Consider the following 25,997-nt stretch of genomic DNA (forward strand, 5'->3'; position numbering starts at 1 on the left):
TACTGAAAATTTTAAATAATGTCATTATAATAGATAATAGAATACATAGGAGGGGGATGTAAAGTATGAAAGTAGAAACGCTTCCTGTCATTAAAGGAGAAAATAATTTGCCGAATTATGATGAGGCATACGCGAATTTTAACTGGGAAGAGGTTAATAAAAACTTTACTTGGAATGAAACAGGCCGAGTAAATATGGCGTATGAGGCAATTGATAAGCATGCGAAATCCGATCGAAAGAATAAAGTAGCTCTTTATTATCAAGATGGATCGCGAAAAGAGAAATATACATTTAAGGAAATGAAGGATTTTTCTAATAAAGCAGGAAACGTCCTTAAGAATTATGGCGATGTAGAAAAAGGCGATCGCGTTTTTATTTTTATGCCACGTTCTCCAGAGTTATATTTCGCACTTTTAGGTGCAGTGAAATTAGGAGCAATTGTTGGACCGCTATTTGAAGCATTTATGGAAGGCGCAGTTCGCGATCGCTTAGAAGATAGCGAAGCAAAGGTGTTAATTACAACGCCTGAATTGTTAGAGCGCGTACCATTAAATGATTTACCGGCTTTAAAAACAGTTTTCCTTGTTAGAGATAATGTAGAAGAAGGCGGTAAAACGGTAGCGTTCAATCCTTTATTTGAACAAGCTTCAAAAGAATTACATATTGAATGGTTAGGCCGTGAAGACGGCTTGATTCTACATTACACGTCTGGTTCTACTGGTAAGCCAAAAGGTGTGCTTCATGCGCAAAACGCAATGGTTCAGCACTATCAAACGGCGAAGTGGGTATTAGATTTAAAAGAAGACGATGTATATTGGTGTACTGCTGACCCGGGCTGGGTAACTGGAACAGCTTACGGTATTTTCGCACCGTGGTTAGTTGGAGCGTCAAACGTTATTTTAGGTGGACGCTTTAGTCCAGAAGCTTGGTATGAAGCACTGCAAGATTACGGTGTGACGGTTTGGTACAGCGCACCAACAGCATTCCGTATGTTAATGGGAGCTGGACAAGACGCAATTAAAAAATATGACTTATCACAAGTGCGCCACGTATTAAGCGTTGGTGAGCCGTTAAATCCAGAAGTAATTCGCTGGGGTATGAACGCATTTGGACTTCGTATTCATGATACGTGGTGGATGACAGAAACAGGTGGACAAGTTATTTGTAACTACCCTTGTATGGAAATCCGTCCAGGCTCAATGGGTAAACCAATTCCAGGTGTGAAAGCAGCGATTGTTGATAATGAAGGAAATGAAGTGCCTCCTTACACAATGGGTAACTTAGCAATTGCGAAAGGTTGGCCATCTATGATGCGTGGGATCTGGAATAACCAGCAAAAATATGAATCTTATTTCATGCCGGGAGATTGGTACGTATCAGGTGACTCTGCCTATATGGATGAAGATGGATACTTCTGGTTCCAAGGGCGTATTGACGATGTAATTATGACGTCAGGTGAGCGCGTTGGTCCGTTTGAAGTAGAAAGTAAATTAATTGAGCACGCTGCTGTTGCAGAAGCTGGTGTAATTGGTATTCCTGATCCGGTGCGCGGCGAAATTATTAAAGCATTTATCGCACTTCGAGCAGGATACGAACCATCTGATGAATTAAAAGAAGAAATTCGTCAATTTGTAAAGAAAGGCCTAGCAGCTCATGCAGCGCCACGACAAATTGAATTTAGAGATAAATTACCGAAAACGAGAAGTGGTAAAATTATGCGCCGCGTATTAAAAGCGTGGGAGTTAAACTTACCAACAGGTGACTTATCAACGATGGAAGATTAAGAGAGAAAGGTCTGAACGAAAAATGTTCAGGCCTTTCTTTTTTATGATATCATGAACTTATATATATAAGTTAAAGGGGATAGTATGATGAAAACAGAAAAAGAAAAGATGATACTAGGTGAAATGTACATACCAGCTGATCCAGTTTTAGTTCAAGAGAGGGAGCAAGCTCGTATATTAACGAGAAAATTAAATGAAACGCCAGAAGTACAATTAAAAGAGCGTAGCGAAATCGTAAAAGAACTATTCGGAACGACTGGAGATAACATTCATCTTGAATCTTCTTTCAGATGTGATTACGGCTATAACATTCATGTGGGTGAAAATTTTTACGCGAACTTTGACTGTACCATTTTAGATGTATGTCCAGTAACAATCGGAGTGAACTGTATGTTAGCTCCAGGTGTTCACATTTATACAGCAACGCACCCGCTTGATCCGGTAGAGCGCATAAGCGGATCAGAATACGGAAAACCAGTTACAATTGGCGATAACGTATGGATTGGCGGAAGAGCAATTATTAATCCAGGTGTAACAATTGGAGACAATGCGGTGATCGCATCTGGTGCTGTCGTAACGAAAGATGTGCCTAATAATGTAGTAGTTGGCGGGAATCCTGCAAAGATTATAAAAAAACTAAAATAATATTTGAACGAAGTGCCTTCCTCGTCTGTATACATTTATGAAAGAATAGATGAGGGAGGCTTTTATATGTCTAATAAATTACTTCTTACTTTTGCTGTAATTGGAATTATAGTTGTATTTTCTTGTGGTCTTTTCTTACCGATACCAATTGGATATAGAGTATCAATGCTTACAGCTGGATTTATAATGGGTGTTATGTTTTCAATCATTATTCCATTTGATAGAAAACATATAGTACGGAAAAATGGATATAAAATTGATTTTACAAAAACAAAAGTGTATTTTCGCTGGAATGTATTTGACACTATTTCTATCTGCCTTGCGTTGTATGCATGCATATGTGTGCAAGCGTTAAATACTTTAGTTACAATGGGATTTACGATTCAAAACCCATATGTGCAATTTTTTACAAATCAATCACAATTGTGGATTTTTATTGCGATTGCATATTTAATTTCCCGTATTTCATTAACGTTAAAAGGAATAAAGGAGATCAAAAATCATGGCGCAGATTGGGATTGAGGAGGAGCTCATGCTTGCGTATCAAAGTGGAGATAAACAAGCAGGAGAAAGACTATATGTTTTAATCAAACCAGCGCTATACACATTTTTATATCGATTTAACCGAGATGAACAATTAAGTATCGATCTTGTGCAAGATACGTTTTTGACGCTAGAGCGTAAGAAACATATGTATGAACTTGAAAAAGGTAAAATAAAAACGTATTTATTTCAAATTGGTTATCGTCTTATGATTAATAAATTAAATAGGAGAAAAAAGTGGCGTACGCTTTTGCCATTTTTAGTGCCGATTCCGGAAAAAGAATTTTCTCACGAAGATCGGCTCACAGTAAGAGAAGCAATTTTGAAAGTTCCAGAAGAGCAAAGAGCGGTCCTAATCCTTTCTTATTATCATGACATGCAGCAAAAAGAAATTGCAGAGATATTAAACATTCCGATTGGAACGGTGAAATCGAGACTTCATAACGGGATAAAGAAATTGAAACAATTGCTGGAGGTGGACGAAATTGAGCGAAAATCCCTTTAAGAGTGAATATAAGTTAAAGCAACATTTAGATAGTGATCATGTAGAAATACCAGACTTTCCAAAAACGGTAAGTCGATTCGATCGATTAATCGGGTTTCTTGGTTCCCCAGCGAAAGATCCTGTGGAGGCGACCATTGGGAATGATTTATCGATTGTGTTTCATGTCTCGTTATTAGTTGGGCTTCCGGTTATTTCTATAATTATGATATTAATTATAGGATTTTAAATAGGGTAGGAGAAATGAAGTGCATAGTGAAAGCTATGTGCTTTTTACATTTATACATATTATGAAATTAATTCCAAATGAAATAATAATATGTTAATATACAAATATATAATTAATATATTGTTGAGAGGAAGATAAATTATGAGACAGTGTTCCAATTGTGGAAGTCAGGTGCGACAGCATGATAATTTTTGTGGGGATTGTGGTATGAATTTAGAGAAACAACAATGTTCAGAGGAGATATTAGAAACGAACAATGAATGGAATGTAGAGAATAAGAAAAAAACTAGTTTTCTAGCCCATAAACGATTCGTAGTTGTAAGTGCAATAGCCTTAATAATCGTTGCAAGCACTATGTATATTTTTTTAACTCATTCTTCTTCTTTTAATAAGATGAAAGGGTATTGGTATGCTGGCGGTAAAGGGGCTTACCTTCAGATTCAAGAAATAGACGATAAAAATATTGAAATAGTGTTTTATGAAAAGAGAGGGAAAACAGAAAGAGTTAAAGGGAGTGTAGTAGATTATAATGATAATCAAGTAATATGTAATATGTCATACCCTTGGAATGGAAGAGTGAAATTGGAATTATTGGATGATACAACGTTGTACATGAGTGAAGAGGGAAAGAAATCGCATAAATTAAAACTGACAAAGGTTTCCGAAAAGGAGATGCAAGAGTTTTATGGAGGGGAAAAATCTTCAAGGTAGTTTGTATATAGTATTTTCTTCAATTTGACACATGCTAGTAAATAATGATATAAAGAAAAGTATATGAATAATTGAGCGTGGAAAGGGAGAAGTAGTGATCATTTCCCTGTTTTAGAGAGCTGATGGTCGGTGAAAATCAGCACATAGATGATCGCGAATTACGCCCCTAGAGCATCTTTTTTCGATTGAATTGTATTCAAAAGGGAAAAGACGGTGCTAAGCCGTTATGTAAATAAGGTGGTAGGCTTTTTTGCCTGCAACTAGGGTGGTAACGCGATAATCAAAATCGTCCCTTATTTGAAGGGGCGATTTTTTTATGTTTTCAACCTTCACGCCAGTAATGAACTTAAAGGAGAGTATGTAGGATATGGGTATTTTACAAGATCTTGAATTTCGCGGTCTAATTAATCAGCAAACAGATGCTGAGGGCCTTGAGCAATTATTAGAAAAAGAAAGCGTTAAATTATACTGTGGTTTCGATCCGACAGCAGATAGCTTACACATTGGTCATATGTTACCAGTATTAATGTTACGTCGTTTCCAATTAGCTGGTCACCAACCAATCGCACTTGTTGGTGGTGGTACTGGTATGATCGGTGACCCAAGTGGTAAAAAAGCAGAGCGTACATTAAATACGAAAGATACAGTTGCTTACTACACAGAAAGTATTAAAAACCAACTTTCAAACTTCTTAGAGTTCGAAAACGTGGACAACCCAGCAACAATGGCTAACAACTATGACTGGCTTGGTAACTTAGATGTCATTTCATTCTTACGCGATATCGGTAAAAACTTCGGTTTAAACTATATGTTAGCAAAAGATACAGTAGCATCTCGTTTAGAAACTGGTATTTCATTCACTGAGTTCAGTTACATGATTTTACAATCATACGACTTCTTAAACTTATACCAACAACATAATTGCCGTCTGCAAATCGGTGGTAGTGACCAATGGGGTAACATTACAGCTGGTCTTGAATTAATCCGTAAATCAGAAGAAGATGCGAAAGCATTCGGTTTAACAATTCCACTTGTTACAAAATCTGACGGTACGAAGTTTGGTAAAACAGAAGGCGGCGCAATTTGGTTAGATCCAGAGAAAACAACTCCTTACGAGTTCTACCAATTCTGGATTAACACAGATGACCGTGATGTTGTTAAATACTTAAAATACTTCACATTCTTATCTCATGAAGAAATTCTTGAGCTTGAAAAGCAAGTAGCTGAAGCGCCAGAAAAACGTGCAGCACAAAAAGCATTAGGTGCAGAAATGACAAAACTTGTTCACGGCGAAGAAGCATTAGAGCAAGCGATTAAAATTTCAGCTGCATTATTCAGCGGTTCTGTAGCAGAACTAACTGCAAGCGAAATCGAACAAGGATTCAAAGACGTACCATCTGTAGAACGTACTGCAGAAGATACAGTATTAATCGACTTACTTGTAGAAAGCAAAATCTCTCCATCAAAACGTCAAGCACGTGAAGATGTAACGAATGGCGCAATCTACGTAAACGGTGAGCGTACACAAGCATTAGACTACGTTGTAACAGAAAACGACCGCATCGAAGGTAAATTCACAATCATTCGCCGCGGTAAAAAGAAATATTTCTTAATTCGTTACTAATCAGAAACGAATATAAAACAAATAGTACCCCGAATTGTAGGCTGAAAATTCTATGATTCGGGGTTTTTTATGTATAAATTTAGATTGCCTCACGAGATCTTGTAAATAGAATATGAAGAATTAATACGAGCATATAAAGTAAGCTAATAAGCATAACAATAAATGCTGTTGGATAAAATTTTGCCGCATATATAAAGAAATCGATTTGATAAATATCTTCGTAATTTGAAACGGTGCCTTTAAAGTAATTCGTAAACTTGGCACTATATTTCCATTCATCAGGATCATCTATTAAATTACTTCCCTGATACCAATTAATAAGTGCGGAAGTAATAAACAACATACATGCACTACCCAACTGAACCATTTGATTTATTGTCAAAACGAATCAACCTCCTATTTAATGGTTATTATAGCGTGCATTCATATTCCTGTAACCTTTTTGTTGTAATCTCCTTTTCGAGTTCATACGGAAATCACATGTAAGCGGTATGATAAATGTATAACAAATAGAAAGGAGTGGTAAAACAAAATGTCACTAGAAGCGCTCATTATTTTTTCTTTGCTAAACGCGGGTCAACTTGCAGAGAATTCGAAGATGGATGTACATAAAGAGCAGAAAGATGCTTATGTATATATTCAAAAAGAGGAAAATAAATAATTTTAATATATATAAATAAAAGCTACTCGAAGTAACTGTTTTGGTGTCTTCGGTAGCTTTTTTGTATGCATAGGATTCAAATTTAGTAAGTGAGCTATTTAATAGAGGGTTTGTAGAAGAAACAAGTATAATTAATATGAACTGATAAATTGATAAAAATAAACCGTTATAAACAGGAGGATTTGTATGGAACATAGTGAGGCATCTCAAAGGCTGTTTTTTTGATTTAATCTTTTTAATATTAAGTCCCCCCTGTCAAAAAAAGTTTGTCCTCTGGGGAGGGTAGGTAGCGTAGGGGCACATCAATAGTTGCACTATTTTTTTAAAAATGAAGGGGGGTGAAATGTCTATGAAACTCTGTAAGTATTACATAATAAAAGCCACAACTCATGAAAAGACCTTCTAATTTATTGTTAGTTTATTTGATTAATATTCTTTGTCCACTTTTCGTAACTCTGACTGTGTAAGTCCATATGCCTCTGTTGTACAACCTGCTAACAACATAACAGGCATAGCTGAAGTTAATAGTTTACGTTTCATTGACATATACCCCTTTGTGTTATTTCTTTTTACTTAGTTCTTTTGTTGCTTTGTCTACTAACTCAGAAGCTTCGTCTAAATCCTTTTTAGCGAATTCAATTGTATCTTTATCATCCTCTTCTAAACCTGTCTGCATGTTTTCTACCCCTGATTTTGAGAATAACATTGCTTTACTTATGTTTATCGGTGTTTTATTGTCTTCAGCTAACTTATAATCTAGTTTATCAATCTTATCAATTAATTCGAAATAAGGTTTCGATAACTCTTTTAACTTTTCAGCCTTCTTCTTATTAGATTTTCTGCTATCTACAAGGTCTTTTATTTCTTCCGTTTGTTCAGTGTAATCTTTAAGTAAGTATGTTGCATTCTTATTATAGTCTTCTTTCTTGTTTTCTTTAACAGAAGCTTCCATTACTTCGTCTTTCTTTTTATCGTTTGACTCACAACCTACCCCTGTTATTAACAACATTGGAATCGCTAAAGTTAATAGTTTACGTTTCATTTTCTCATACCCCTTTAGTATTTATTATTCTACTTCACTTACACTTTGTTCGTCTAATGCTCGAATATCGTCTATTGCTTTACCAAACATCCCCATTGCTTCATTTAGACTCTTTGTACCAATGTCTGCCTTAGTCTCACTTATTTCGTCTACCGATTCTAATATCTTATCCCTTGACTTCTCATAAAGAATTAAAGACTTTTTCAATTCCATTTGCAAGTTTTCGTATTGTTTAGGCGGTTTAATGTCTTGTAATTTCTTAGACTCCGCATACACCTTTTCAAGTTGCGCTTTTACTTTTTCTTGGTTTGTTAGTAAAGTTTTATCCTTTTCCATAATCAGAGTTACTTTTTACATTTCCTTTGCAAAACCCTCTGCTTTAGTTTGTACTTCACCGAGATACATATTTAAAGACATGAACTTTCCCTCCCCTTACAAGAAAATAATACCAATTTAAGAGGGGGATTGTAAACGTAATATTCTGATGATTTAACGATTAAAGAGGTACTCGTCCATTAAGTTTTTTAATCTCATTCGGATGATCTGGTAATGAAGAGGTTTTTAAGGTTGAATGTAAATAGAAAAGGGAAGATATAGATTATGTGCAAATAAATACGTTGTAAAAATAATGTTAAGAAAAGGAGAGTATAGCAAAGAAAAATGAGTTATGGGATAGAATGTAGTGTTTTTAAGTGTTAGAAGAAGAGGGAGGTTTTTATTAATGTGGATAAAAAATGGATGGAATTCTAGAGAGGGGGTTAAGTTTTATTAACTATAGACTTGCAGTTCTTTTTTATTTTGTTACATTGGTCTGTTTCTATACATATAATCGGTTATATTCAATAAAAAAAGCCCAGGAACCTTGAATTAACAAGGTTCCTAAGGCTTTTAATACGACTCTTTGCAGAGTACCGAGATTAACGAGAGTAGAACTCTACGATTAACGCTTCGTTGATTTCAGCTGGTAACTCAGAACGCTCAGCGTGACGAGTGTAAGTAGCTTCTAATTTGTCAGCATCGAAAGTTAAGTATTCTGGTACGAAGTTGTTAACTTCGATCGCTTCTTTAACAACAACAAGGCTGTTAGATTTTTCGCGAACGCTGATAGTTTGACCAGGTTTTACACGGTAAGATGGGATATCTACGCGAGCGCCATCAACCATGATGTGACCGTGGTTTACTAATTGGCGAGCTGCACGACGAGTGCGAGCTAAGCCCATACGGTAAACTAAGTTGTCAAGACGAGCTTCAAGAAGGATCATGAAGTTTTCGCCGTGCTTACCAGGCATTTTACCTGCTTGGTCAAATGTGCGACGGAATTGACGCTCAGTCATGCCGTACATGTGACGTAGTTTTTGTTTCTCTTGTAATTGTAAACCGTATTCTGAAAGTTTCTTACGTTGGTTAGGACCGTGAGGACCTGGTGCGTAAGGGCGTTTTTCTAATTCTTTTCCTGTGCCGCTTAGAGAGATTCCAAGACGACGAGACAGTTTCCAAGCTGGACCTGTATAACGAGCCATAGTTGACTCCTCCTTTAAAAATGTTTTTATTTACGTAAAATAAAAACAGACGTAATCGATATTTACGGGCATTTTGTTTTCATGTACCTTCGCTCCAGCAGCAGGGAGTTACGAGATACACCTCCGTAGAGGAACAAAATACAAACGATAAACTCACATTACAAGGCTGCCTTTTTATTTTACACAAACGCTATTATATCTTTTACCCAGAGTTTCGTCAAGCGAGTACGTTTTTGTTTTATGCATATAAATTTTGGAAATTAATATAAGAAGGAATTTAAAACAATATAGAAGAAGAGATAGAAACACAAATAAAACGCTTACATAAAATGAAGGAAAATGTTCATCAAATTTTTATGGATGAATATGCGGCAATAAAAACATAAGGGGGATGTTTTTATGAAAAAGAAGCATATGGAGACAGCGTTAATTCATCACGGTTATACATCTGAGGAACATAAAGGAAGTTTAACACCACCTTTATTTCAAACTTCTACATTTACATTTGAGACTGCGCAGCAAGGAGAGGCGAGTTTTGCGGGAGTGGATCCATCTTATATTTACTCACGGCTTGGAAATCCAACTGTGAAATTATTTGAAGAACGTATGGCGGTGTTAGAAGGAGGAGAAGAGGCACTTGCCTTCGGATCTGGTATGGCAGCTATTTCAGCGACTTTAATCGGTTTTTTAAAGGCTGGAGATCATATTATTTGTTCAAATGGATTATACGGATGCACGTACGGTTTTTTAGAAGTGTTAGAAGAAAAATTTATGATTACGCATTCGTTTTGTGATATGGAGACAGAGGTTGATATTGAAAATAAAATTCGCCCAAATACAAAGCTTATTTTCGTTGAAACACCAATTAATCCGACAATGAAATTAATTGATTTAAAACAAGTGATTCGGGTTGCGAAGCGAAAAGGCTTACTTGTTATTGTTGATAATACGTTTTGTTCACCTTATTTACAAAGGCCGCTTGAGCTTGGCTGTGACGCTGTTGTGCATAGTGCGACAAAATATATTGGTGGTCACGGTGACGTTGTAGCAGGTGTAACAATTTGTAAAACGAAAGCATTAGCTGAAAAGATTCGCCCGATGCGAAAGGATATCGGCGGTATTATGGCGCCGTTTGATGCGTGGTTATTATTACGTGGGTTAAAGACGTTAGCAGTAAGAATGGATCGTCATTGTGATAATGCAGAAAAAATTGTATCGTTCTTAAGAAAACATGATGCGGTAGAAGGTGTTTGGTATCCAGAAGGGGAGTTAGCATCTCGTCAAATGAAACGCGGGGGCGGTGTTATTTCTTTTTCAGTAAAAGGCGGAAAAGAAGAGACGCAAGCGTTTATTAATGATCTTCACTTTATTACAATTGCGGTGAGTTTAGGAGATACAGAAACGTTAATTCAGCATCCAGCAACGATGACGCACGCTGCGATTCCAGCGGAACTAAGAAAAGAAATGGGCATTTTCGATAATTTAATACGCTTATCGGTCGGTTTAGAATCGTGGGAGGATATCGTTTCTGATTTAGAGCAGGCATTAAAGAAAATATCTACTGTTAATCAATGAAAAAAGAGTGAGCTATCGGTTTTGTACAGGACGTACTAAATCGATAACTCGCTCTTTTCTTTTTACATATGTTTTAGGAGTGTTTCCACAAACTTTTCTAAATAGCGCTGATCTAATTCATCAAAACGATTTTTTTCAGGACTATCAATGTCAAGTACACCAATGACAGCTCCTTCTTTCACAATCGGTACAACGATTTCCGAATTAGAAGCACTATCGCAAGCGATGTGACCTGGGAATTGGTGAACGTCTGCTACAAGCTGCGTTGTTTTCGTTTCAGCTGCAACGCCGCAAACGCCTCGTCCAAATGGAATGCGCACGCAAGCAGGCATTCCTTGGAACGGTCCAAGAACAAGCTGAGTTCCTTCTGTTACGTAAAAGCCAACCCAATTAACGCGATCTAAAAATTGGTTTAATAATGCGGACGCATTTGATAAGTTTGCGACTACGTTTGATTCGCCAGTTAATAACGCATCCAGTTGTTTAATTACTGTCTCATATTGCTGCACGCGAGATCCTGCATAACTTTCTTTAGTAAACATGGAAACAGCTCCTTTTTTATCGAGATGTGTAAAATATTAGCAAAATACGATGTATTTCACATGACTTTGTCGATAGAAAATTAAAGGAATTTGTCTTAAAAGTCAAGAAATTTAAACTATAGCTGTTCATTGAAGGGAAGTGAGCGCATGAAGCAGACGAAACAAAAAGTAATTGATGCGGCAATATCGTTGTTTAATACGAAAGGTTATGATGGAACGTCGGTGCGAGACATTGCAAAGCGAGCGGATGTGAATGTAGCGAATATTTCATATTATTTTGCTGGGAAGCAAGGTTTATTAGAACAGCTTATTACTGATTTTTTAGAAGGATATATTCATGTGATTGAAATGTCGTTTGAACAGAGAGAGTATTTGTCGGCTAAAGATGTGATGGTGCAAATGGTGCGAGGGATTTTACGATATCAATTTGAAAATAGAGAACTAACACGTTTCTTCTACCGAGAGCTTTCGCTTGATACGACATTAATTCGTGAAGTGATGACCGTTTATTTTTCTAAAGAAAGATATTATATAGAACAAATGATTAGACAAGGACAAATGAAACAAGAATTTCAGAAAGTATCATTTACAATGTTTATGACGCAATTAAAAGGTATGATAAATATGCCGTTTTTATATCCACAATATATATCAGAAGTACTGCATTCTTTCCCGTCTGAGACATTTTTTATAGAGATGTACACGAAAGAGATTGAGCAATGGATGGAACAAGCATTATGTAAAGCGAATATGTACCATGAATGGCCAAGAGCTGTTCATATGTGAAGAATCCCCACCTAACGAACTGAGGTGGGGATTTTTATGTTTACTTTTCTTTGCCATAAATTGTTACATAATAGCGCGATAATTGTTAATGCAGCTCCAGCGATTTCAATTTTATCGACTGTATAACCTCGAAAGATAGAACCAATCAGTGCAAGGATAGGAACTAAATTCATAAATAATATGCCGTTAATAGATGAAATATAGCGATTTCCCATATTCCAGCAAAATACAGCGATAACGCCTGCGATAATCGACATATAAAAGAGTTCAAAACGAACGCTCACAACTGTACGCAGTGACGGCATAGTAACTATATTTGTGTACGTTAAGAAAGTAACAATAACGATGAGTGAAATGGAGCCAAATAAACAAGTTAATGTCGTGTACCTAAGTGGTGACCAAGATTGAAAACGAGCACCCCCGTTTGTATAAATGACCCAGCAAGTAACGCCGCATAGCATCAATATATTTGTTGATAAGTGGCTTGCAGCTCCAAATAGTAATTCAATATTTCCTTTTGAAATGACAAGCATAACACCAAGTAATGCAACGAACATACAAAGGAATGTATAGTTTTGTGGGCGGCGATTTTTCGTTATCCATTGCAGTGATAAGGCAATTAGTGGCATAAGGGATTGAATCATAGCTGCATGGATTGCTCCGGAAGGTCCGGCAAGTTGTTGTCCGTAGAAAACGAGAAAACCATACCCCGCGAAACCGACTGTCCCGTAAAAGAATAGAGAAAGTGTTCTTTTTTCTAAGCGGAGTGAAGTCTTTCCTTCAGTAATTAATAGCAAAATAAGAAAAATAATAGCTGCTGATCCATAGCGAATCGTTGTGAAGAAGAATGGATCGATAAATTGCAGAGCATTTGCCATTACAGGAAACATAAATCCCCAGGCAGTGACGGCGAGTAAGCATAGAAAGGATCCGAGTAGCATTTGTTTTTTGTTCAAGAGTATCTTTCCCCTTTACATTTCGTTATAGTAAGTTGATGAAATAAGTATAAAGAGTAATTGTTTATAGGAGGAAATATCGATTTCTTATAACGGTTATAACTTTTTGTTAGAGGTGTGTACGATGGATTTGGAGGCAGTACGATCGTTTATTGAAGTGAAGCATACGCGAAGTTTATCAAAGGCAAGTAAGATTTTACATATATCGCAACCAGCGCTTAGTAAACAAATTCAAAAGTTAGAAGCGGATTTAGAGGTTACTTTACTTAAACGTTCTGCGCAAGGAGTAGAGTTAACGGAGGCAGGAGAGTTATTTATAAAAAGAATGTTACCGATTTTGGAACAAATAAATGAAGTGAAAACAGAAATGAGGGGGTATCAAGAGAACCGGAAGTTTTCAATTGGTATACTACCGAGTTTAGCGGAGCATTACATATCAGAATGTAAAGATATATTAGGTGATGAGTGCGAAGTGGAATGGCAAATCGGACATACGGAAGTATTAAGAGAGTTATTTAAAGCGCGGGAGATTGACGCGATGTTCATCGATTCAGTAGTAGAAGGTGCTACGTATATAAAAGAAGTGCAACAAGAAAAAATTGTTTGTGCCGTTTCAAATAATCATCCGTACAAAGAGAAGATAGTCATTCAAATAGAAGAGCTGCACAATGAAAAATTAATTGTATATCCAGAAATATGTGATGTAAGGAAAATGATTATGAACATGTTTCATGAAATAGGTGTAAAACCAACTATAGCTGTGGAAACATCTTACGCAGAACCGATGCTTGCAATGGTAAAAGCTGGCCTTGGTATCACGTTACTTCCAGAAAGGGCAGTAGAGCAGTCTGTAAGGCAAGGAAATGTACATGTAATTTCTGTTGAACCACCACTCATGCGGAAAATTTATTTCGTATCCCATACGAAAGATTGTTTGTTATTACAATCATTTGAGGATAGGTAGTGAGGTAGGCGGAATATTGAGAAAGATTACAATCACATTGAAAGGAACATGAAATTTTTAAAAAAACTAGGTCAAAAACAAACCATTACATGGTATGATTAGTACATTGTTAGTTGTTAAATATAGGGGGATTCCCTTTTTATACATAATGCCTTCCATTTCATAAACGGAACGGACAAAAAAAGAGATATAACTAGGAGGCTTTTTTGCATGGATTCTATCCTGACGATCGTTATCATTGTAGTAAGCTCTATTCTAGTGCTGCTCATGATAGAGCTTGTGATAAGAAATCGTTCATATAAAGATATTGAAGCACTGGAGCAGTGGAAACAAGAGATAAAAGATAAACCTGTGGCAGATGAATTAAAACGGGTAAAAGATTTAAACATGACGGGTCAAACAGAAGAACTGTTTGGTAAATGGCGTGAAGAATGGGATGAAATTGTATCAACAACCCTTCCGAAAGCTGACAAAGATTTAGCGCAAGCGCGAAAATTCGCCTCGCAATTCTCCTTCCGAAAAGCAAAGCATGCGATGAACGAATCCATAAGTGGTTTAGATGACGCTGATAATCGTATTACGGACATTTTAAATGAATTACAGCAATTGTTAGAAAGCCATGAGAAAAATAGCTCGGAAATTGAAGGGTTACGTGATACATATCGTAGTATGAAAAAGAGTGTTCTTGCTCATAGACATATGTATGGAGCAGCAGAGCAGAAAATCGAAGAGATGCTAGACGCTGAATCTGAGAAATTTAAAACCTTTGAAGAAGCAACAAACAATGGCGACTATTTAAAAGCGAGAGAAATTGTTATTAGTTTGGAAGAAGGTTTAGCAGATTTAGAAATCATTATTCACCAAATTCCAGATTTATTGGTAGAGTGCCAAGCGACGTTACCAGTTCAGCTGGAAGATTTATTACACGGACATAATGATATGGTAAGACAAGGTTATGTATTAGATTATTTGGAAGTCCCTAAAGAAGTTCGCGATATGACGAAACAACTACAAACATGTTTAATGGATATACAGGAGCTTCATATAACAGAAGCGGCTGAAAAAGTAGAAAACTTAAAAACACGTTTAGATGGCTTCTACGATCAATTGGAACAAGAAGTACATGCGAGACATTATGTGGAGCAAAAAACACTTTCTGTTTACGATGACTTAGAAGAAATGCGTATCGAAACGATTGAAACGAAAACAGAAACACAACTTGTGAAACAAAGCTATCAGTTACAAGATAAAGACATTGAGTCTCAAAAAGTAATTGAAAAGCAAATGCACATTTTAACGAAACGTTTTGAAATGCTGCAATTACGCGTTGCAGAACAAGATATTGCCTTCTCTATTATTCGTGAGGAACTAGAAGAGGTTTATGAGCAATGTGAAACGTTAAAAGTACTTCATGCAGAATACAAAGAAATGCTGCAAGCGATGCGCAAAGAAGAATTTGAAGCACGTGAGAAGTTACAAGAAATGCGAAATACTATTTTCGAAACGAAACGCTTTATGCAAAAGTCGAATTTGCCAGGTCTTCCAGAGAGTATTATGGAAGATTTAAAAAGAGGGCAAATGGCAATGCAAGCTGTATATGAACAATTAGAAGTGAAGCCGTTAAATATGAACGCTGTAAATAGCAGTTTAGAAGAAGCATACACAACTGTGAACGGTGTAGCTGAAATGACAGAAGAGTTAATTGGACAAGCATATTTAGTGGAAAAATTAATTCAGTACGGTAACCGTTACCGTAGTCATGATGAAAACCTAGCAGAAAGTTTAAATTATGCTGAGAAATTATTCCGTGAATACCAATACGATGCAGCTCTAGAACAAGCGGCTTCAGTATTAGAGCAACTTGAACCTGGCGTTGTTCAAAAAATAGCTGAATATGTAGACAATGAACAAACCCTTTCATAAAAGGGTTTGTTTTTTTATGTAATTTTGCAGGCGATGTTGCTATAATGAATAGCGGAATACAGCAAGGTTATTCGTTTCAAAATAAAGTGAAACTGTAATCGGTGGGAAGATTCATCCCCACTGATTACTAGCCTTCACCAATCGGGCATTTACGGGCAGTTAATCTCCCATCTAACTTCTTTGCTCTAACTGGATTTTGAGGTGAGAGTCTTATTGCCCGTTAACGCGGGATAAAGTGAAACTGTAATAGGAGGGCATCCTCGCCAATTATTAGCCTTCACCAATCGAGATAAAACGGAACCTTTGCGTAGTCTTAGCGTAATGACACGTATTTATGATATGATTATACGATGTGATAGCGCTGAAAGGGGAAGAACGATGATCTATTTTGATAATAGTGCGACGACTAAGCCATATCCAGAAGCTCTTCAATCGTACGTGACGGTTGCTGGGAAATATTTTGGTAATCCTTCTTCTATTCATTCGCTTGGAGGAGAGGCAGAGCGTCTATTAACACAATCAAGAACGATTGCAGCGCAGCTTCTTCGTGTTAAACCTTCTGAAATTATTTTTACATCAGGTGGAACGGAAGGAAATAACCTTGCGATTAAAGGGATAGCGATGAGGAATCGTTCGCGTGGTAAACATATCATTACAACAAATATTGAACACGCGTCTGTGTTTGAAGCATATAAGCAATTAGAAGAACTCGGGTTTGATGTAACATACTTACCGGTTAACGAGCATGGTGTTGTATCGGTAGAAGATGTGAAACGAGCGCTTCGTGAAGATACGATTCTTGTGTCAATTATTCATGTGAACAACGAAACTGGAGCAATTCAACCCGTTGCTGAAATTGGAACGTTATTATCGAATCATCCGAAAATAAGATTCCATGTAGATCATGTACAAGGGATAGGAAAAGTACCGCTTGATTTATATGCTTCTCATATTGATCTTTGCTCAATATCTGGACATAAATTCCACAGTGTAAAAGGAACAGGTCTTCTTTATGTACGCGATGGCGTAAGATTAGATCCGATTTTATCAGGTGGTCAACAAGAGCTTAAGTATCGCTCTGGTACAGAAAATTTACCTGGCATTGTAGCGATGGTGAAAGCACTTCGCATGACAATGGAACAAGTGAAAGAAAAGGTAGCTCATTTGCAAAGTTTACAAGCAGAGCTTGTTCGTTTCTTTAAAGAGATGGAAGATGTAACGATTAACACGTCGCTTGCATATGCAGCACCGCACATTTTAAATGTATCATTTGTTGGTTTAAAACCAGAAGTAGTCGTTCATGCTTTAGAAGAACACGGTGTATATGTGTCAACGAAATCTGCTTGTTCTTCAAAAGTAAATGAAGTGAGCAGAGTGTTAGTGTCAATGGGAGTGCCGCATGCAGCAGCTGCAAGCGCTATTCGTATTAGTTTGGCACCAGAAAACACAATGGAAGAAGTAAAACAATTTGAAGGTATTGTAAAAGAGACGCTGCCAAAATTATATGAAGTGATGAGGTAAAGAAATTATGTTGAAATATGAATATATTTTAGTGCGTTATGGAGAAATGACGACAAAAGGTAAGAACCGTTCTAAATTTGTAAGCACATTAAAAGATAACGTGAAGTTCAAACTGAAAAAATTCCCAAATATTAAAATCGATGCAACACATGACCGTATGTACATCCAATTAAATGGCGAAGATCATGAAGCGGTATCTGAAAGATTGAAAGATGTATTTGGTATTCATAAGTTTAACTTAGCGATGAAAGTACCATCAGAATTAGAAGACATTAAAAAAGGTGCATTAGCAGCTTTCTTACAAGTAAAAGGCGATGTGAAAACATTTAAAATTACTGTACACCGTTCTTATAAGCATTTCCCAATGAGAACGATGGAATTATTACCTGAGATTGGTGGACACATTCTAGAAAATACAGAAGATATTACTGTAGATGTTCATAATCCAGATGTAAATGTACGTGTAGAAATTCGCAGTGGTTATAGCTACATTATGTGTGATGAGCGTATGGGAGCTGGCGGTTTACCAGTTGGCGTTGGCGGAAAAGTAATGGTACTTCTTTCTGGTGGTATTGATAGCCCAGTAGCAGCGTACTTAACGATGAAACGCGGCGTATCTGTGGAAGCAGTTCACTTCCATAGTCCACCTTTCACAAGTGAGCGTGCAAAACAAAAAGTAATCGATTTAGCGCAAGAGTTAACGAAGTATTGTAAACGAGTAACGCTTCACCTTGTTCCGTTTACAGAAGTGCAAAAAACGATTAATAAAGAAATCCCATCTAGCTATTCAATGACGGTTATGCGCCGTATGATGATGCGTATTACAGAGCGTATTGCTGAGGAGCGTAACGCACTTGCAATTACGACTGGTGAAAGTCTTGGGCAAGTAGCAAGCCAAACGTTAGATAGTATGCATACGATTAACGAAGTAACAAACTACCCAGTTATTCGTCCGCTTATTACGATGGATAAATTAGAGATTATTAAAATCGCTGAAGAAATCGGCACGTATGATATTTCAATTCGTCCATATGAAGATTGCTGTACTGTATTTACACCAGCAAGCCCAGCGACGAAGCCGAAACGTGAAAAAGCAAATCGCTTTGAAGCGAAATACGATTTCACGCCATTAATCGATGAAGCTGTAGCGAACAAAGAAACAATGGTATTACAAACGATAGAAGTAGTGGCGGAAGAAGAAAAATTTGAAGAACTTTTCTAAACCATAAATTACCATATCTAAAACGTGTATGAAGTCATGTTATTTATCACACTCTATACTCACAAGGAGGTGATATAACATGTCACGTAGCACAAATAAATTAGCGGTTCCTGGTGCTGAATCAGCATTAGACCAAATGAAATACGAAATCGCTCAAGAGTTTGGTGTTCAACTTGGAGCTGATGCAACAGCTCGCGCTAACGGTTCTGTTGGTGGTGAAATCACTAAACGTCTAGTTTCACTAGCTGAGCAACAATTAGGCGGTTACCAAAAATAATCCCATATGATGGCTTAGAAAGAGCGGGTTCTCCCGCTCTTTCTTTTTTGTGTTGCCATTTGTCGGTAAGTTGATGTAATTTCATTTAGTAATTCGACAGAACTGAAAAATTTGTCAAAAGAAGAGGGTTCAAAATTAACAGAAAATTCTTTATTATATAAAGGAGGCATAAAGAAAAGGGAGGATATTTTATGAAGAGAGAAGAATTGTTGGCGCCACCGTCTTATAATTTAGTTTCTGAAATAGAGAAATATACAGGTGATAAAGAGAAGTTAGCTTTAATTTGGCAAGATGATAAAGGGAATCGAAGGGAAGTTACATACGCTGAATTAATGCAAGGTGCGAATAAAATTGGAAACGCTTTTATAAAAAGTGGTTTGCAAAAAGGGGACAAGCTTCTCATTATGATGCCGCGTTTAATTGAAGCGTACATGACGTATATTGCTGCTATTAAAGCAGGATTTGTCGTAATTCCAAGCTCGGAAATGTTACGTAAAAAAGATATAGAATATCGAATTGGACATGGAGAAGTAAAAGCGATAGTAAGCTATGAGCCGTACATTAGGCAGTTTGATGATATAAAAGCGATGGAATCTCTTCAAAAATTTGTCCTGAGCGAGCAGTCAGTAGATGGATGGATTAATTTAAAAACAGCATTAGAAACAGAGAGTGACATGTTAGAAATGGCGAAGACAGATAAAGAAGATATGGTCTTTTTATCTTACACGTCAGGAACGACAGGAAATCCGAAAGGTGTCGTTCATACACATGCGTGGGCATACGCTCATTTACGTACGAGCGCTCCAAATTGGCTCGGAATTGAAGAGAATGATATTGTATGGGCAACAGCTAGTCCAGGCTGGCAAAAGTGGATTTGGAGCCCGTTTTTAGCAACGCTAGGATCAGGGGCAACAGGATTTGTATATCACGGTAAGTTTGAACCGAAAACATACCTGAACTTATTAGACGATAATAAGGTGAATGTGCTTTGTTGTACACCGACTGAGTATAGATTAATGGCAAAGGTAGAAGATTTAAGCCAGTACAATTTAGAGGCGTTACATAGCGCTGTATCAGCAGGTGAGCCATTAAATATTGAAGTCATTGGAACGTTCCAAAAGCACTTTCATATTACAGTAAGAGACGGCTATGGGCAAACGGAAAATACATTACTTGTTGGTGTAATGAAAGGGATGGATATTAGACCAGGATCAATGGGGAAACCAACGCCAGGTAACCACGTCGATATCGTAAATGAGGAAGGTACTCCGGTTAAAGTAGGCGAAGTTGGTGATATTGCAGTTCACATTGAAACGCCGGCCCTCTTTAAACAATATTACAAAGACGATGAACGTACAGCGATGCAATTCCGCGGTGATTATTATATTACAGGTGATAAAGCGAAGAAAGATGAAGACGGCTACTTCTGGTTTGAAGGGCGCGGTGATGATATCATTATTAGCTCTGGTTATACAATCGGGCCGTTTGAAGTAGAGGATGCACTTGTAAAACATCCTTACGTAAGAGAATGTGCAGTTGTCGCAAGTCCTGATGAAATTCGTGGAAGTGTCGTGAAGGCATTTATCGTATTAAGAGAGAATATAGAAAAGAACGAAGAAACATTAATTCCAACACTCCAACAACACGTCAAAGAACTTACTGCACCATATAAATACCCTCGCAAAATTGAATTTGTAGATGAACTACCAAAAACGATTTCTGGAAAAATTCGCCGTATTGAACTTAGAAAACAAGAGATGGAGATTCCGTCAAAATAATTTTGAAAACAGTGAAGTAAATAGTTGAATGAAATGCAAAACAATGATAATATAAAAACGAACACAAGTTCGATTTTATAAACTTAAAAAAGAGGTGTCCGTATGATTTTAGGTATTAATCCGTACTTAGTTTTAGATGGTAGTGGGCAAGAAGCTGTACAGTTTTATAAAGAGGCTTTAGATGCAAAAGTAGAAGTCATGCAAACTTTTGGTGACATGCCTGAAAATCCAGAATACCCGATTCCAGCTGAAGCGAAAGAGCGCGTTTTACACGCTACTTTAAAAGTTGGTAATACGGATCTTATGATTTCTGATACATTCCCAGGTCAAGGACATGCAATCGGATCTCAAGTAACAATCGCAATTCAAATTAGTAATGCAGAAAAAGCAAAAGAAGTATTCGATAAGTTACAAGAAGGTGGAGAAGTTATCATGCCACTTCAAGAAACATTCTGGAGCCCAGCATACGGACAAGTAAAAGATAAATTTAATATTGAATGGCAAGTTACAACGTCTACTACTGAACAAAAGTAATTTTTAGAAAAGCACCATGTTTTGAACTGGTGCTTTTTTTTATACAATAAAAAATAAGGGAGATGGGATATATGGGAGAAATTTGGTATGGCGGCACCATTTACACAATGAGAGAAGAAAATGAAAAAGTGGACGCTGTTTACGTTGAAAACGGCATAATTGTTGATGCTGGTAATAAGGGAGAATTAGAAAGCAGATATTCAAACGTAAAGTTACATGACCTAAAAGGAAAAACAATGATTCCAGGTCTCGTTGATAGCCATATGCATCTTATTGGGCATGGAGAGAGATTACTCCGTCTAGATTTATCAAATTGTACATCTTATAGCGAAGTACTGGCTCTCGTTCAGAAGCAAGTGGAAGAAGCTCCAAAGGGCTCTTGGATTATTGGAGAAGGATGGAATGAAAATAACTTTACAGATACGAAAGATGTTCACGCGCGTGATTTAGATGAAATTTCGAAAGACCATCCTATTTTATTAAAGAGAGTTTGTCGTCACGTTACATGGGTGAATTCATACATACTGCAAGAAGCGAATATAACAGAAGCGACAGAAAATCCAAAAGGCGGGAAAATTGGCAGGGATTCATCAAATAAGTTAACAGGACTTTTATATGAACAAGGGCAAGAATTAATTAAACATGTTCAGCCAGAAATTGATGAAGCTTATTTACAAAGAGCTCTGCAAACAGCGATTAAAGATTGCTGGAAATACGGACTTGTTGGCGGGCATACGGAAGATTTAAATTATTATGGTGGTTTTAGAAAAACGCATAATGCGTTTTCTCATGTGATAAAAGAAATGCCATTTAAAGCCCATTTGCTCGTTCACCATGAAGTAGCACATGAACGAAAAGAATATGAAAATGAACATTATATTGAATTTGGGGCAATGAAAATTTTTTCTGACGGTTCTTTTGGCGGAAGAACAGCATTATTAAGTGAACCGTATGAAGATGCGAAGGAAACGAATGGGGTTGCGATTTTCTCATGTGAAGAACTTGCAGAATTAGTGAAGAAAGCACGAGATTTACATATGCCAGTTGCGATTCATACTATCGGTGATTTATCGCTTGAATATGTCATTGATGCACTCGAATTATATCCACCAGCAAAAGGGTTACGTGACCGCATTATTCATTGTCAGCTTGCTCGTGAGGAGTTAATTGAAAGAATGAAAAACTTGCAAGTCATTATAGATATACAGCCAGTCTTTCTTTCATCAGATTTTCCGTCAGTCATTGAAAAACTAGGAGAGCGCCGTCTTCGTTATGCGTATGCTTGGAAGACATTACTGGAAGCAGGGCTACATTGTAATGGTGGCTCAGATGCCCCCATTGAACAAGTAAATCCGTTTCTAGGTATATATAGCGCTGTTACACGTAGAAGTTTTATTGACGGTGTATGCTATATGCCTGAGGAAAGATTAACGGTATATGAGGCTGTTTCTTTATTTACAACAGGAAGTGCCTATGCAATTGGAAAAGAAGCGAAGCGAGGGCAAATTACAAAAGGATATGAAGCAGACTTTACAATATTAGACCGCAATATGTTTGAAATTGAGGCAGAAGAAATAAAAGAAGTAGAAGCAGAAATGACCGTAATAGATGGCCAAGTTGTCTATAGAAAAGATGCGTAAAAATATATGAGCGATTTTCGGAATATATCGACTGTAACTCGAAATATATAAGCGATTATTGAAATATATCTATCGTAACTCGAAATATATGAGCGATTATTAAAATATATCGAATTACCGACAAAAACTGACAAGAATAACGGGTGGATAGTAAGAGAGTATTGTCCGCGCCAATCGGGGTAAATAAATAACCGCAGAATTATGGAATTCCATAATTCTGCGGTTATTTTAATCCTATAAAAACGTTCTCTGTACTTTTTCCCAGAAAGAATTGTTTTTTAATTTAACTGTTTTAATTTGTTTATCGCTTAAGCGTACAACAGCTTTTTCCACTTGTTTAATGCTAAGCGCTTCGTTATCCATGCCGATAACAGGATAATCGTTACCGTCTGGTCTTAGTTTTAAAGTTAATGTACGTTCGTGATTTAAAATGAAAGGTGAACCGAGCGTACGGTAAGTGTTGTTGTTTAAAGATGCTAGTTCGCTTACTTGGAAACATGGAATAAGTGGGTCAACAACTGCGCCATGCAATGATTTATTGTAAGCAGTACTTCCTGTTGGGGTAGAAACTACTAAACCGTCACCTCTAAATGTTTCGAAATATAAATCATCAACGTGAACATCTACAACGAATGTTTTTATAATACTAGAACGTAATGAGAACTCATTTAAACAATGGAAAGATGTACTGTGATCTACATCTACCTGAATTGTTGGATATTTACGCACTTCAATTTCATTTTTTGTAATTTCTTGAAGGGCTGTATCAACGTGATCAATATGGAAATCGCAGTAGAACGAAGTTTCATCTTTCGTAGAAATCCCTGCGTATAAGCAATCTTCCCTAAAACCAGTTTTACGAACGGCTTGTAAGAAGGTTGCATCATCTCCAACACTGACGATAGCGTTTGCATTTTTTGGATGATCTAATATGGTAAATCCATTCTCTTCTAAAATACGATAGATTGGTTTCATTTTTTCAACGAGCGTTGCTTTGTCATCACCATAAAAGAAAAATAAATTGCGACGATCTGCCATTATGTATCCCTCCACTGCAGTTAAATTTTCTGTTTTTCGTGCTACATATCATTAGAGTCCGTTCCCTGATGATATGTTCAAATAATATATTTCGATATAAAATGTCAAAATACCTTTTTATTTTTAGAAAAATTTTTATATTCAATCTTATAGAACTCTGTTTAATGATGAATAAAGTTGTCGATAATGGGTACGGAGTGAAAGGATGATACGTATGAAGTGGCTCGTAATTGGAATAATAATTCTTCTTCTTTTTATTTTGTTTATACTATTGTCAAAAATAAAGCTTAAGGTGACATTTTTATATTCAGAAATGGAAAAGAAATGTTTGCTTCAAGTGAAAATATGGATGATTCGATATACATTTGATGTGTTGGAAAGAATTGAAAAACAGCAGAAAAAGACAGGACAGAAAATCGAAAAAGCTGAAGAGGACGGCGGACTCGATAATAAAATTATGGCGCAACTTGACAGCATTGGTGAACTGATAAAAAAGCTTCAAGAAGTTCATACTATTGTTAAAGATTTTCTCAAACGAGTGAAAATCAATGGTTGGAAATGGCATACACAAATTGGAGCAGGCGACGCAGCTAGTACTGGAATTGTCACTGGATATGCATGGGGGACAAAAGGTATGGCTGCTGGAGTTGTCGGACAATATATGCATATTGTCGACGTACCAGAATTTGAAATTACCCCAGTTTTTCAAGGAAAAGGATTTGCATCAAGATGTGAGTTAACAGCATCTTTTCGTATATTCCGCACTATAAAAACAGCGGTGAAATTGCTCATATTTATGAGGAAGCAAAGATCTGGTATGACAGAAAAATCTGTTCAAGCATAGGGGGGATATAGAATGGAACATCCAATTCAAGGTTTAATGACAACAGCAATGCAGCATTTAAAACAAATGACTGATGTAAATACAATTGTTGGTGACCCAATTAAAGCGGCAGATGGAAGTGTAATTCTTACTGTTTCGAAAGTAAGTTTCGGATTTGCTGCTGGTGGAAGTGAATTTGGTAAAGTAGAACATTCAGGCCGCCATCCATTTGGCGGGGGAAGTGGTGGAGGAGTTTCTATTAATCCTGTTGCTTTTCTTGTTATAAATGGAGATGGTGTGAAAGTATTGCACTTAGATAAACAAACACATGTCATCGATAAAATAATTGAATTAGCGCCACAAGCTGTTGATAAAGTGAAAGAAATGATGGATAAACGAAAAGAAGATGATCCTGAATTTCAAATTTAACGAATAAAGAAGCTAATCAATAGGTTAGCTTCTTTAATTTTTTTGTAAATAAAGCGATTTTATTTGCATTATCGATAGGGACAAACTATCATTTACATTGTACATATTTTGTTTAAATAAGGGAGGATTTTCAAGTGGCAAACGTAACTTTTAAAGGTAATCCAATGACTTTAGTTGGAACAGAAGTTAAAGTTGGCGATCAAGCGCCAAACTTCCAAGTATTAGCAAACGACTTATCTCCAGTAAGTTTAGAAACATACAAAGGCGAAGTGAAATTAATTAGTGTTGTACCTTCAATCGACACAGGTGTGTGTGATGCACAAACACGTCGTTTTAACCAAGATGCAGCAGGTATTGAAAACGCGAAAGTATTAACAATTAGCGCTGATTTACCATTCGCTCAAAAACGCTGGTGTGCAGCAAACGGTTTAGAAAATGTTGTAACACTTTCTGACCACCGCGACCTTTCATTCGGTGAAGCTTACGGCTTAGTAATGAAAGAACTTCGTTTACTTGCTCGTGCAGTATTCGTAGTAGATAGCAATGACAAAGTAGTTTACGTAGAATACGTAAGCGAAGGTACAAGCCATCCAAACTATGAAGCAGCATTAGAAGCAGCTAAATCTGCGAAGTAATGTGAAGAAAATGACCTCTTATAAAGAGGTCGTTTTTTCTCATATATTGCTCTGTAACGGCATCGATATATGAGAAAAAACGTTATATCATAT

General features: G+C 36.8%; 28 protein-coding genes and 1 other annotated feature. Of the genes, 21 read left to right on the top strand and 7 right to left on the bottom strand.

Features of this window, described 5'->3' with window-relative positions; genetic code table 11:
* The first annotated feature begins 65 nt into the window (after nt 1-65).
* From acsA to tyrS, 7 genes are all read left to right on the top strand, one after another.
* A complete protein-coding gene (gene acsA / locus D1166_RS02500) occupies nt 66-1,784 on the top strand; it encodes an acetate--CoA ligase (RefSeq protein WP_097861923.1) in 1,719 nt (572 codons plus the stop codon).
* 84 nt (nt 1,785-1,868) lie between these two features.
* A complete protein-coding gene (locus D1166_RS02505; RefSeq protein WP_002101427.1) occupies nt 1,869-2,429 on the top strand; it encodes a maltose acetyltransferase domain-containing protein in 561 nt (186 codons plus the stop codon).
* Nucleotides 2,430-2,495: 66 nt separating this feature from the next.
* Nucleotides 2,496-2,951, top strand: coding sequence for a hypothetical protein (locus D1166_RS02510; RefSeq protein WP_097855475.1), 456 nt, complete (start codon nt 2,496-2,498; stop codon nt 2,949-2,951).
* Entirely contained in the window at nt 2,932-3,477 is a 546-nt protein-coding gene (locus D1166_RS02515; RefSeq protein WP_000057201.1) for an RNA polymerase sigma factor, read from the top strand. Before D1166_RS02510 ends, D1166_RS02515 begins: the two co-directional genes overlap by 20 nt.
* Nucleotides 3,458-3,703 carry a hypothetical protein gene (locus D1166_RS02520; RefSeq protein WP_097855476.1) on the top strand — a complete coding sequence of 82 codons (246 nt, stop codon included), beginning with the start codon at nt 3,458-3,460 and terminating at the stop codon, nt 3,701-3,703. The genes D1166_RS02515 and D1166_RS02520 overlap by 20 nt, the downstream gene beginning before the upstream one ends.
* Before the next feature lie 141 nt (nt 3,704-3,844).
* Nucleotides 3,845-4,414, top strand: a complete 570-nt coding sequence (locus D1166_RS02525) for a zinc ribbon domain-containing protein (protein WP_001248209.1) — start codon at nt 3,845-3,847, stop codon at nt 4,412-4,414.
* Nucleotides 4,415-4,483: 69 nt separating this feature from the next.
* Nucleotides 4,484-4,711: a binding site (T-box leader), on the top strand.
* Nucleotides 4,712-4,781: 70 nt separating this feature from the next.
* Entirely contained in the window at nt 4,782-6,038 is a 1,257-nt protein-coding gene (gene tyrS / locus D1166_RS02530; RefSeq protein ID WP_025689079.1) for a tyrosine--tRNA ligase, read from the top strand.
* 79 nt (nt 6,039-6,117) lie between these two features.
* Here the strand turns inward: tyrS and D1166_RS02535 are convergent, their stop codons facing one another.
* Entirely contained in the window at nt 6,118-6,420 is a 303-nt protein-coding gene (locus D1166_RS02535; RefSeq protein ID WP_000154632.1) for a YjdJ family protein, read from the bottom strand.
* Nucleotides 6,421-6,570: 150 nt separating this feature from the next.
* Between D1166_RS02535 and D1166_RS02540 the strand changes: the two genes are divergently transcribed.
* Complete coding sequence (locus D1166_RS02540) at nt 6,571-6,699, top strand: hypothetical protein (protein WP_000050939.1); 129 nt, start codon at nt 6,571-6,573, stop codon at nt 6,697-6,699.
* Nucleotides 6,700-7,258: 559 nt separating this feature from the next.
* Here the strand turns inward: D1166_RS02540 and D1166_RS02545 are convergent.
* The 3 genes from D1166_RS02545 to rpsD all read right to left on the bottom strand — a co-directional run bounded on the left by D1166_RS02545 (nt 7,259) and on the right by rpsD (nt 9,261).
* A complete protein-coding gene (locus tag D1166_RS02545) occupies nt 7,259-7,741 on the bottom strand; it encodes a hypothetical protein (RefSeq protein ID WP_000823777.1) in 483 nt (160 codons plus the stop codon).
* A gap of 24 nt (nt 7,742-7,765) precedes the next feature.
* The gene (locus D1166_RS02550) at nt 7,766-8,077 is read right to left on the bottom strand and encodes a hypothetical protein (RefSeq protein WP_049106949.1); all 312 of its coding nucleotides are present in this window, start codon (nt 8,075-8,077) and stop codon (nt 7,766-7,768) included.
* Nucleotides 8,078-8,658: 581 nt separating this feature from the next.
* Nucleotides 8,659-9,261: a 30S ribosomal protein S4 gene (gene rpsD, locus D1166_RS02555; protein ID WP_000135317.1), complete on the bottom strand. Its 603-nt coding sequence runs from the start codon at nt 9,259-9,261 to the stop codon at nt 8,659-8,661.
* Between the two features lie 399 nt (nt 9,262-9,660).
* On the opposite strand from rpsD, the gene megL reads away from it, so the two are divergent.
* Nucleotides 9,661-10,836: a methionine gamma-lyase gene (gene megL, locus D1166_RS02560; RefSeq protein WP_000726606.1), complete on the top strand. Its 1,176-nt coding sequence runs from the start codon at nt 9,661-9,663 to the stop codon at nt 10,834-10,836.
* Between the two features lie 62 nt (nt 10,837-10,898).
* Here megL and D1166_RS02565 read toward each other — a convergent pair whose 3' ends face one another.
* Nucleotides 10,899-11,378, bottom strand: coding sequence for a GAF domain-containing protein (locus tag D1166_RS02565; RefSeq protein WP_000494341.1), 480 nt, complete (start codon nt 11,376-11,378; stop codon nt 10,899-10,901).
* Between the two features lie 147 nt (nt 11,379-11,525).
* Here D1166_RS02565 and refZ point away from each other — a divergent pair, with 147 nt between their 5' ends.
* On the top strand, nt 11,526-12,164 hold the full coding sequence (gene refZ, locus D1166_RS02570) for a forespore capture DNA-binding protein RefZ (protein WP_000814921.1): 639 nt from the start codon (nt 11,526-11,528) through the stop codon (nt 12,162-12,164).
* Between the two features lie 11 nt (nt 12,165-12,175).
* Here the strand turns inward: refZ and D1166_RS02575 are convergent, their stop codons facing one another.
* The gene (locus D1166_RS02575) at nt 12,176-13,120 is read right to left on the bottom strand and encodes a DMT family transporter (RefSeq protein ID WP_061138918.1); all 945 of its coding nucleotides are present in this window, start codon (nt 13,118-13,120) and stop codon (nt 12,176-12,178) included.
* 124 nt (nt 13,121-13,244) lie between these two features.
* On the opposite strand from D1166_RS02575, the gene D1166_RS02580 reads away from it, so the two are divergent.
* From D1166_RS02580 to D1166_RS02615, 8 genes are all read left to right on the top strand, one after another.
* Complete coding sequence (locus tag D1166_RS02580; RefSeq protein ID WP_000362527.1) at nt 13,245-14,084, top strand: LysR family transcriptional regulator; 840 nt, start codon at nt 13,245-13,247, stop codon at nt 14,082-14,084.
* A 210-nt stretch (nt 14,085-14,294) separates the two neighbouring features.
* On the top strand, nt 14,295-16,007 hold the full coding sequence (ezrA, locus tag D1166_RS02585; RefSeq protein ID WP_000377303.1) for a septation ring formation regulator EzrA: 1,713 nt from the start codon (nt 14,295-14,297) through the stop codon (nt 16,005-16,007).
* A 378-nt stretch (nt 16,008-16,385) separates the two neighbouring features.
* Nucleotides 16,386-17,528, top strand: coding sequence for a cysteine desulfurase family protein (locus D1166_RS02590; RefSeq protein WP_097855479.1), 1,143 nt, complete (start codon nt 16,386-16,388; stop codon nt 17,526-17,528).
* A 7-nt stretch (nt 17,529-17,535) separates the two neighbouring features.
* A complete protein-coding gene (thiI, locus tag D1166_RS02595) occupies nt 17,536-18,750 on the top strand; it encodes a tRNA uracil 4-sulfurtransferase ThiI (protein ID WP_000922340.1) in 1,215 nt (404 codons plus the stop codon).
* A gap of 79 nt (nt 18,751-18,829) precedes the next feature.
* On the top strand, nt 18,830-19,027 hold the full coding sequence (locus D1166_RS02600; RefSeq protein ID WP_000091640.1) for an alpha/beta-type small acid-soluble spore protein: 198 nt from the start codon (nt 18,830-18,832) through the stop codon (nt 19,025-19,027).
* A 191-nt stretch (nt 19,028-19,218) separates the two neighbouring features.
* A complete protein-coding gene (mbcS, locus tag D1166_RS02605) occupies nt 19,219-20,805 on the top strand; it encodes an acyl-CoA synthetase MbcS (RefSeq protein WP_097861922.1) in 1,587 nt (528 codons plus the stop codon).
* 102 nt (nt 20,806-20,907) lie between these two features.
* Entirely contained in the window at nt 20,908-21,339 is a 432-nt protein-coding gene (locus tag D1166_RS02610; protein WP_000600350.1) for a VOC family protein, read from the top strand.
* A gap of 71 nt (nt 21,340-21,410) precedes the next feature.
* Nucleotides 21,411-22,979 carry an amidohydrolase gene (locus D1166_RS02615; RefSeq protein WP_097796827.1) on the top strand — a complete coding sequence of 523 codons (1,569 nt, stop codon included), beginning with the start codon at nt 21,411-21,413 and terminating at the stop codon, nt 22,977-22,979.
* A gap of 234 nt (nt 22,980-23,213) precedes the next feature.
* Here the strand turns inward: D1166_RS02615 and D1166_RS02620 are convergent, their stop codons facing one another.
* On the bottom strand, nt 23,214-24,017 hold the full coding sequence (locus tag D1166_RS02620) for an NAD kinase (RefSeq protein WP_000785186.1): 804 nt from the start codon (nt 24,015-24,017) through the stop codon (nt 23,214-23,216).
* A 205-nt stretch (nt 24,018-24,222) separates the two neighbouring features.
* Here D1166_RS02620 and D1166_RS02625 point away from each other — a divergent pair, with 205 nt between their 5' ends.
* From D1166_RS02625 to tpx, 3 genes are all read left to right on the top strand, one after another.
* Nucleotides 24,223-24,861 (top strand): DUF2953 domain-containing protein, encoded by a 639-nt coding sequence (locus tag D1166_RS02625; protein ID WP_002101410.1) that lies wholly within the window; start codon nt 24,223-24,225, stop codon nt 24,859-24,861.
* Between the two features lie 12 nt (nt 24,862-24,873).
* A complete protein-coding gene (gene ytfJ, locus D1166_RS02630) occupies nt 24,874-25,269 on the top strand; it encodes a GerW family sporulation protein (protein WP_000400935.1) in 396 nt (131 codons plus the stop codon).
* A gap of 134 nt (nt 25,270-25,403) precedes the next feature.
* Nucleotides 25,404-25,904 carry a thiol peroxidase gene (tpx, locus tag D1166_RS02635; RefSeq protein WP_000024529.1) on the top strand — a complete coding sequence of 167 codons (501 nt, stop codon included), beginning with the start codon at nt 25,404-25,406 and terminating at the stop codon, nt 25,902-25,904.
* Nucleotides 25,905-25,997 lie beyond the last annotated feature (93 nt).

Origin of the sequence: Bacillus sp. ISO11 (assembly GCF_003458115.1) — a bacterium.
Lineage (GTDB): Bacteria > Bacillota > Bacilli > Bacillales > Bacillaceae_G > Bacillus_A > Bacillus_A cereus.

What these genes read in the sequence shown, in the direction of transcription:
- megL (WP_000726606.1), top strand. Translation starts at nt 9,661, where the DNA reads ATGAAAAAGAAGCATATGGAGACAGCGTTAATTCATCACGGTTATACA.
- D1166_RS02625 (WP_002101410.1), top strand. Translation starts at nt 24,223, where the DNA reads ATGATACGTATGAAGTGGCTCGTAATTGGAATAATAATTCTTCTTCTT.
- D1166_RS02540 (WP_000050939.1), top strand. Translation starts at nt 6,571, where the DNA reads ATGTCACTAGAAGCGCTCATTATTTTTTCTTTGCTAAACGCGGGTCAA.
- tyrS (WP_025689079.1), top strand. Translation starts at nt 4,782, where the DNA reads ATGGGTATTTTACAAGATCTTGAATTTCGCGGTCTAATTAATCAGCAA.
- D1166_RS02600 (WP_000091640.1), top strand. Translation starts at nt 18,830, where the DNA reads ATGTCACGTAGCACAAATAAATTAGCGGTTCCTGGTGCTGAATCAGCA.
- D1166_RS02565 (WP_000494341.1), bottom strand. Translation starts at nt 11,378, where the DNA reads ATGTTTACTAAAGAAAGTTATGCAGGATCTCGCGTGCAGCAATATGAG.
- D1166_RS02525 (WP_001248209.1), top strand. Translation starts at nt 3,845, where the DNA reads ATGAGACAGTGTTCCAATTGTGGAAGTCAGGTGCGACAGCATGATAAT.
- thiI (WP_000922340.1), top strand. Translation starts at nt 17,536, where the DNA reads ATGTTGAAATATGAATATATTTTAGTGCGTTATGGAGAAATGACGACA.
- refZ (WP_000814921.1), top strand. Translation starts at nt 11,526, where the DNA reads ATGAAGCAGACGAAACAAAAAGTAATTGATGCGGCAATATCGTTGTTT.
- acsA (WP_097861923.1), top strand. Translation starts at nt 66, where the DNA reads ATGAAAGTAGAAACGCTTCCTGTCATTAAAGGAGAAAATAATTTGCCG.
- ytfJ (WP_000400935.1), top strand. Translation starts at nt 24,874, where the DNA reads ATGGAACATCCAATTCAAGGTTTAATGACAACAGCAATGCAGCATTTA.
- D1166_RS02515 (WP_000057201.1), top strand. Translation starts at nt 2,932, where the DNA reads ATGGCGCAGATTGGGATTGAGGAGGAGCTCATGCTTGCGTATCAAAGT.
- D1166_RS02510 (WP_097855475.1), top strand. Translation starts at nt 2,496, where the DNA reads ATGTCTAATAAATTACTTCTTACTTTTGCTGTAATTGGAATTATAGTT.
- rpsD (WP_000135317.1), bottom strand. Translation starts at nt 9,261, where the DNA reads ATGGCTCGTTATACAGGTCCAGCTTGGAAACTGTCTCGTCGTCTTGGA.
- D1166_RS02505 (WP_002101427.1), top strand. Translation starts at nt 1,869, where the DNA reads ATGATGAAAACAGAAAAAGAAAAGATGATACTAGGTGAAATGTACATA.
- D1166_RS02620 (WP_000785186.1), bottom strand. Translation starts at nt 24,017, where the DNA reads ATGGCAGATCGTCGCAATTTATTTTTCTTTTATGGTGATGACAAAGCA.
- mbcS (WP_097861922.1), top strand. Translation starts at nt 19,219, where the DNA reads ATGAAGAGAGAAGAATTGTTGGCGCCACCGTCTTATAATTTAGTTTCT.
- D1166_RS02550 (WP_049106949.1), bottom strand. Translation starts at nt 8,077, where the DNA reads ATGGAAAAGGATAAAACTTTACTAACAAACCAAGAAAAAGTAAAAGCG.
- D1166_RS02610 (WP_000600350.1), top strand. Translation starts at nt 20,908, where the DNA reads ATGATTTTAGGTATTAATCCGTACTTAGTTTTAGATGGTAGTGGGCAA.
- D1166_RS02615 (WP_097796827.1), top strand. Translation starts at nt 21,411, where the DNA reads ATGGGAGAAATTTGGTATGGCGGCACCATTTACACAATGAGAGAAGAA.
- D1166_RS02590 (WP_097855479.1), top strand. Translation starts at nt 16,386, where the DNA reads ATGATCTATTTTGATAATAGTGCGACGACTAAGCCATATCCAGAAGCT.
- D1166_RS02580 (WP_000362527.1), top strand. Translation starts at nt 13,245, where the DNA reads ATGGATTTGGAGGCAGTACGATCGTTTATTGAAGTGAAGCATACGCGA.
- ezrA (WP_000377303.1), top strand. Translation starts at nt 14,295, where the DNA reads ATGGATTCTATCCTGACGATCGTTATCATTGTAGTAAGCTCTATTCTA.
- D1166_RS02545 (WP_000823777.1), bottom strand. Translation starts at nt 7,741, where the DNA reads ATGAAACGTAAACTATTAACTTTAGCGATTCCAATGTTGTTAATAACA.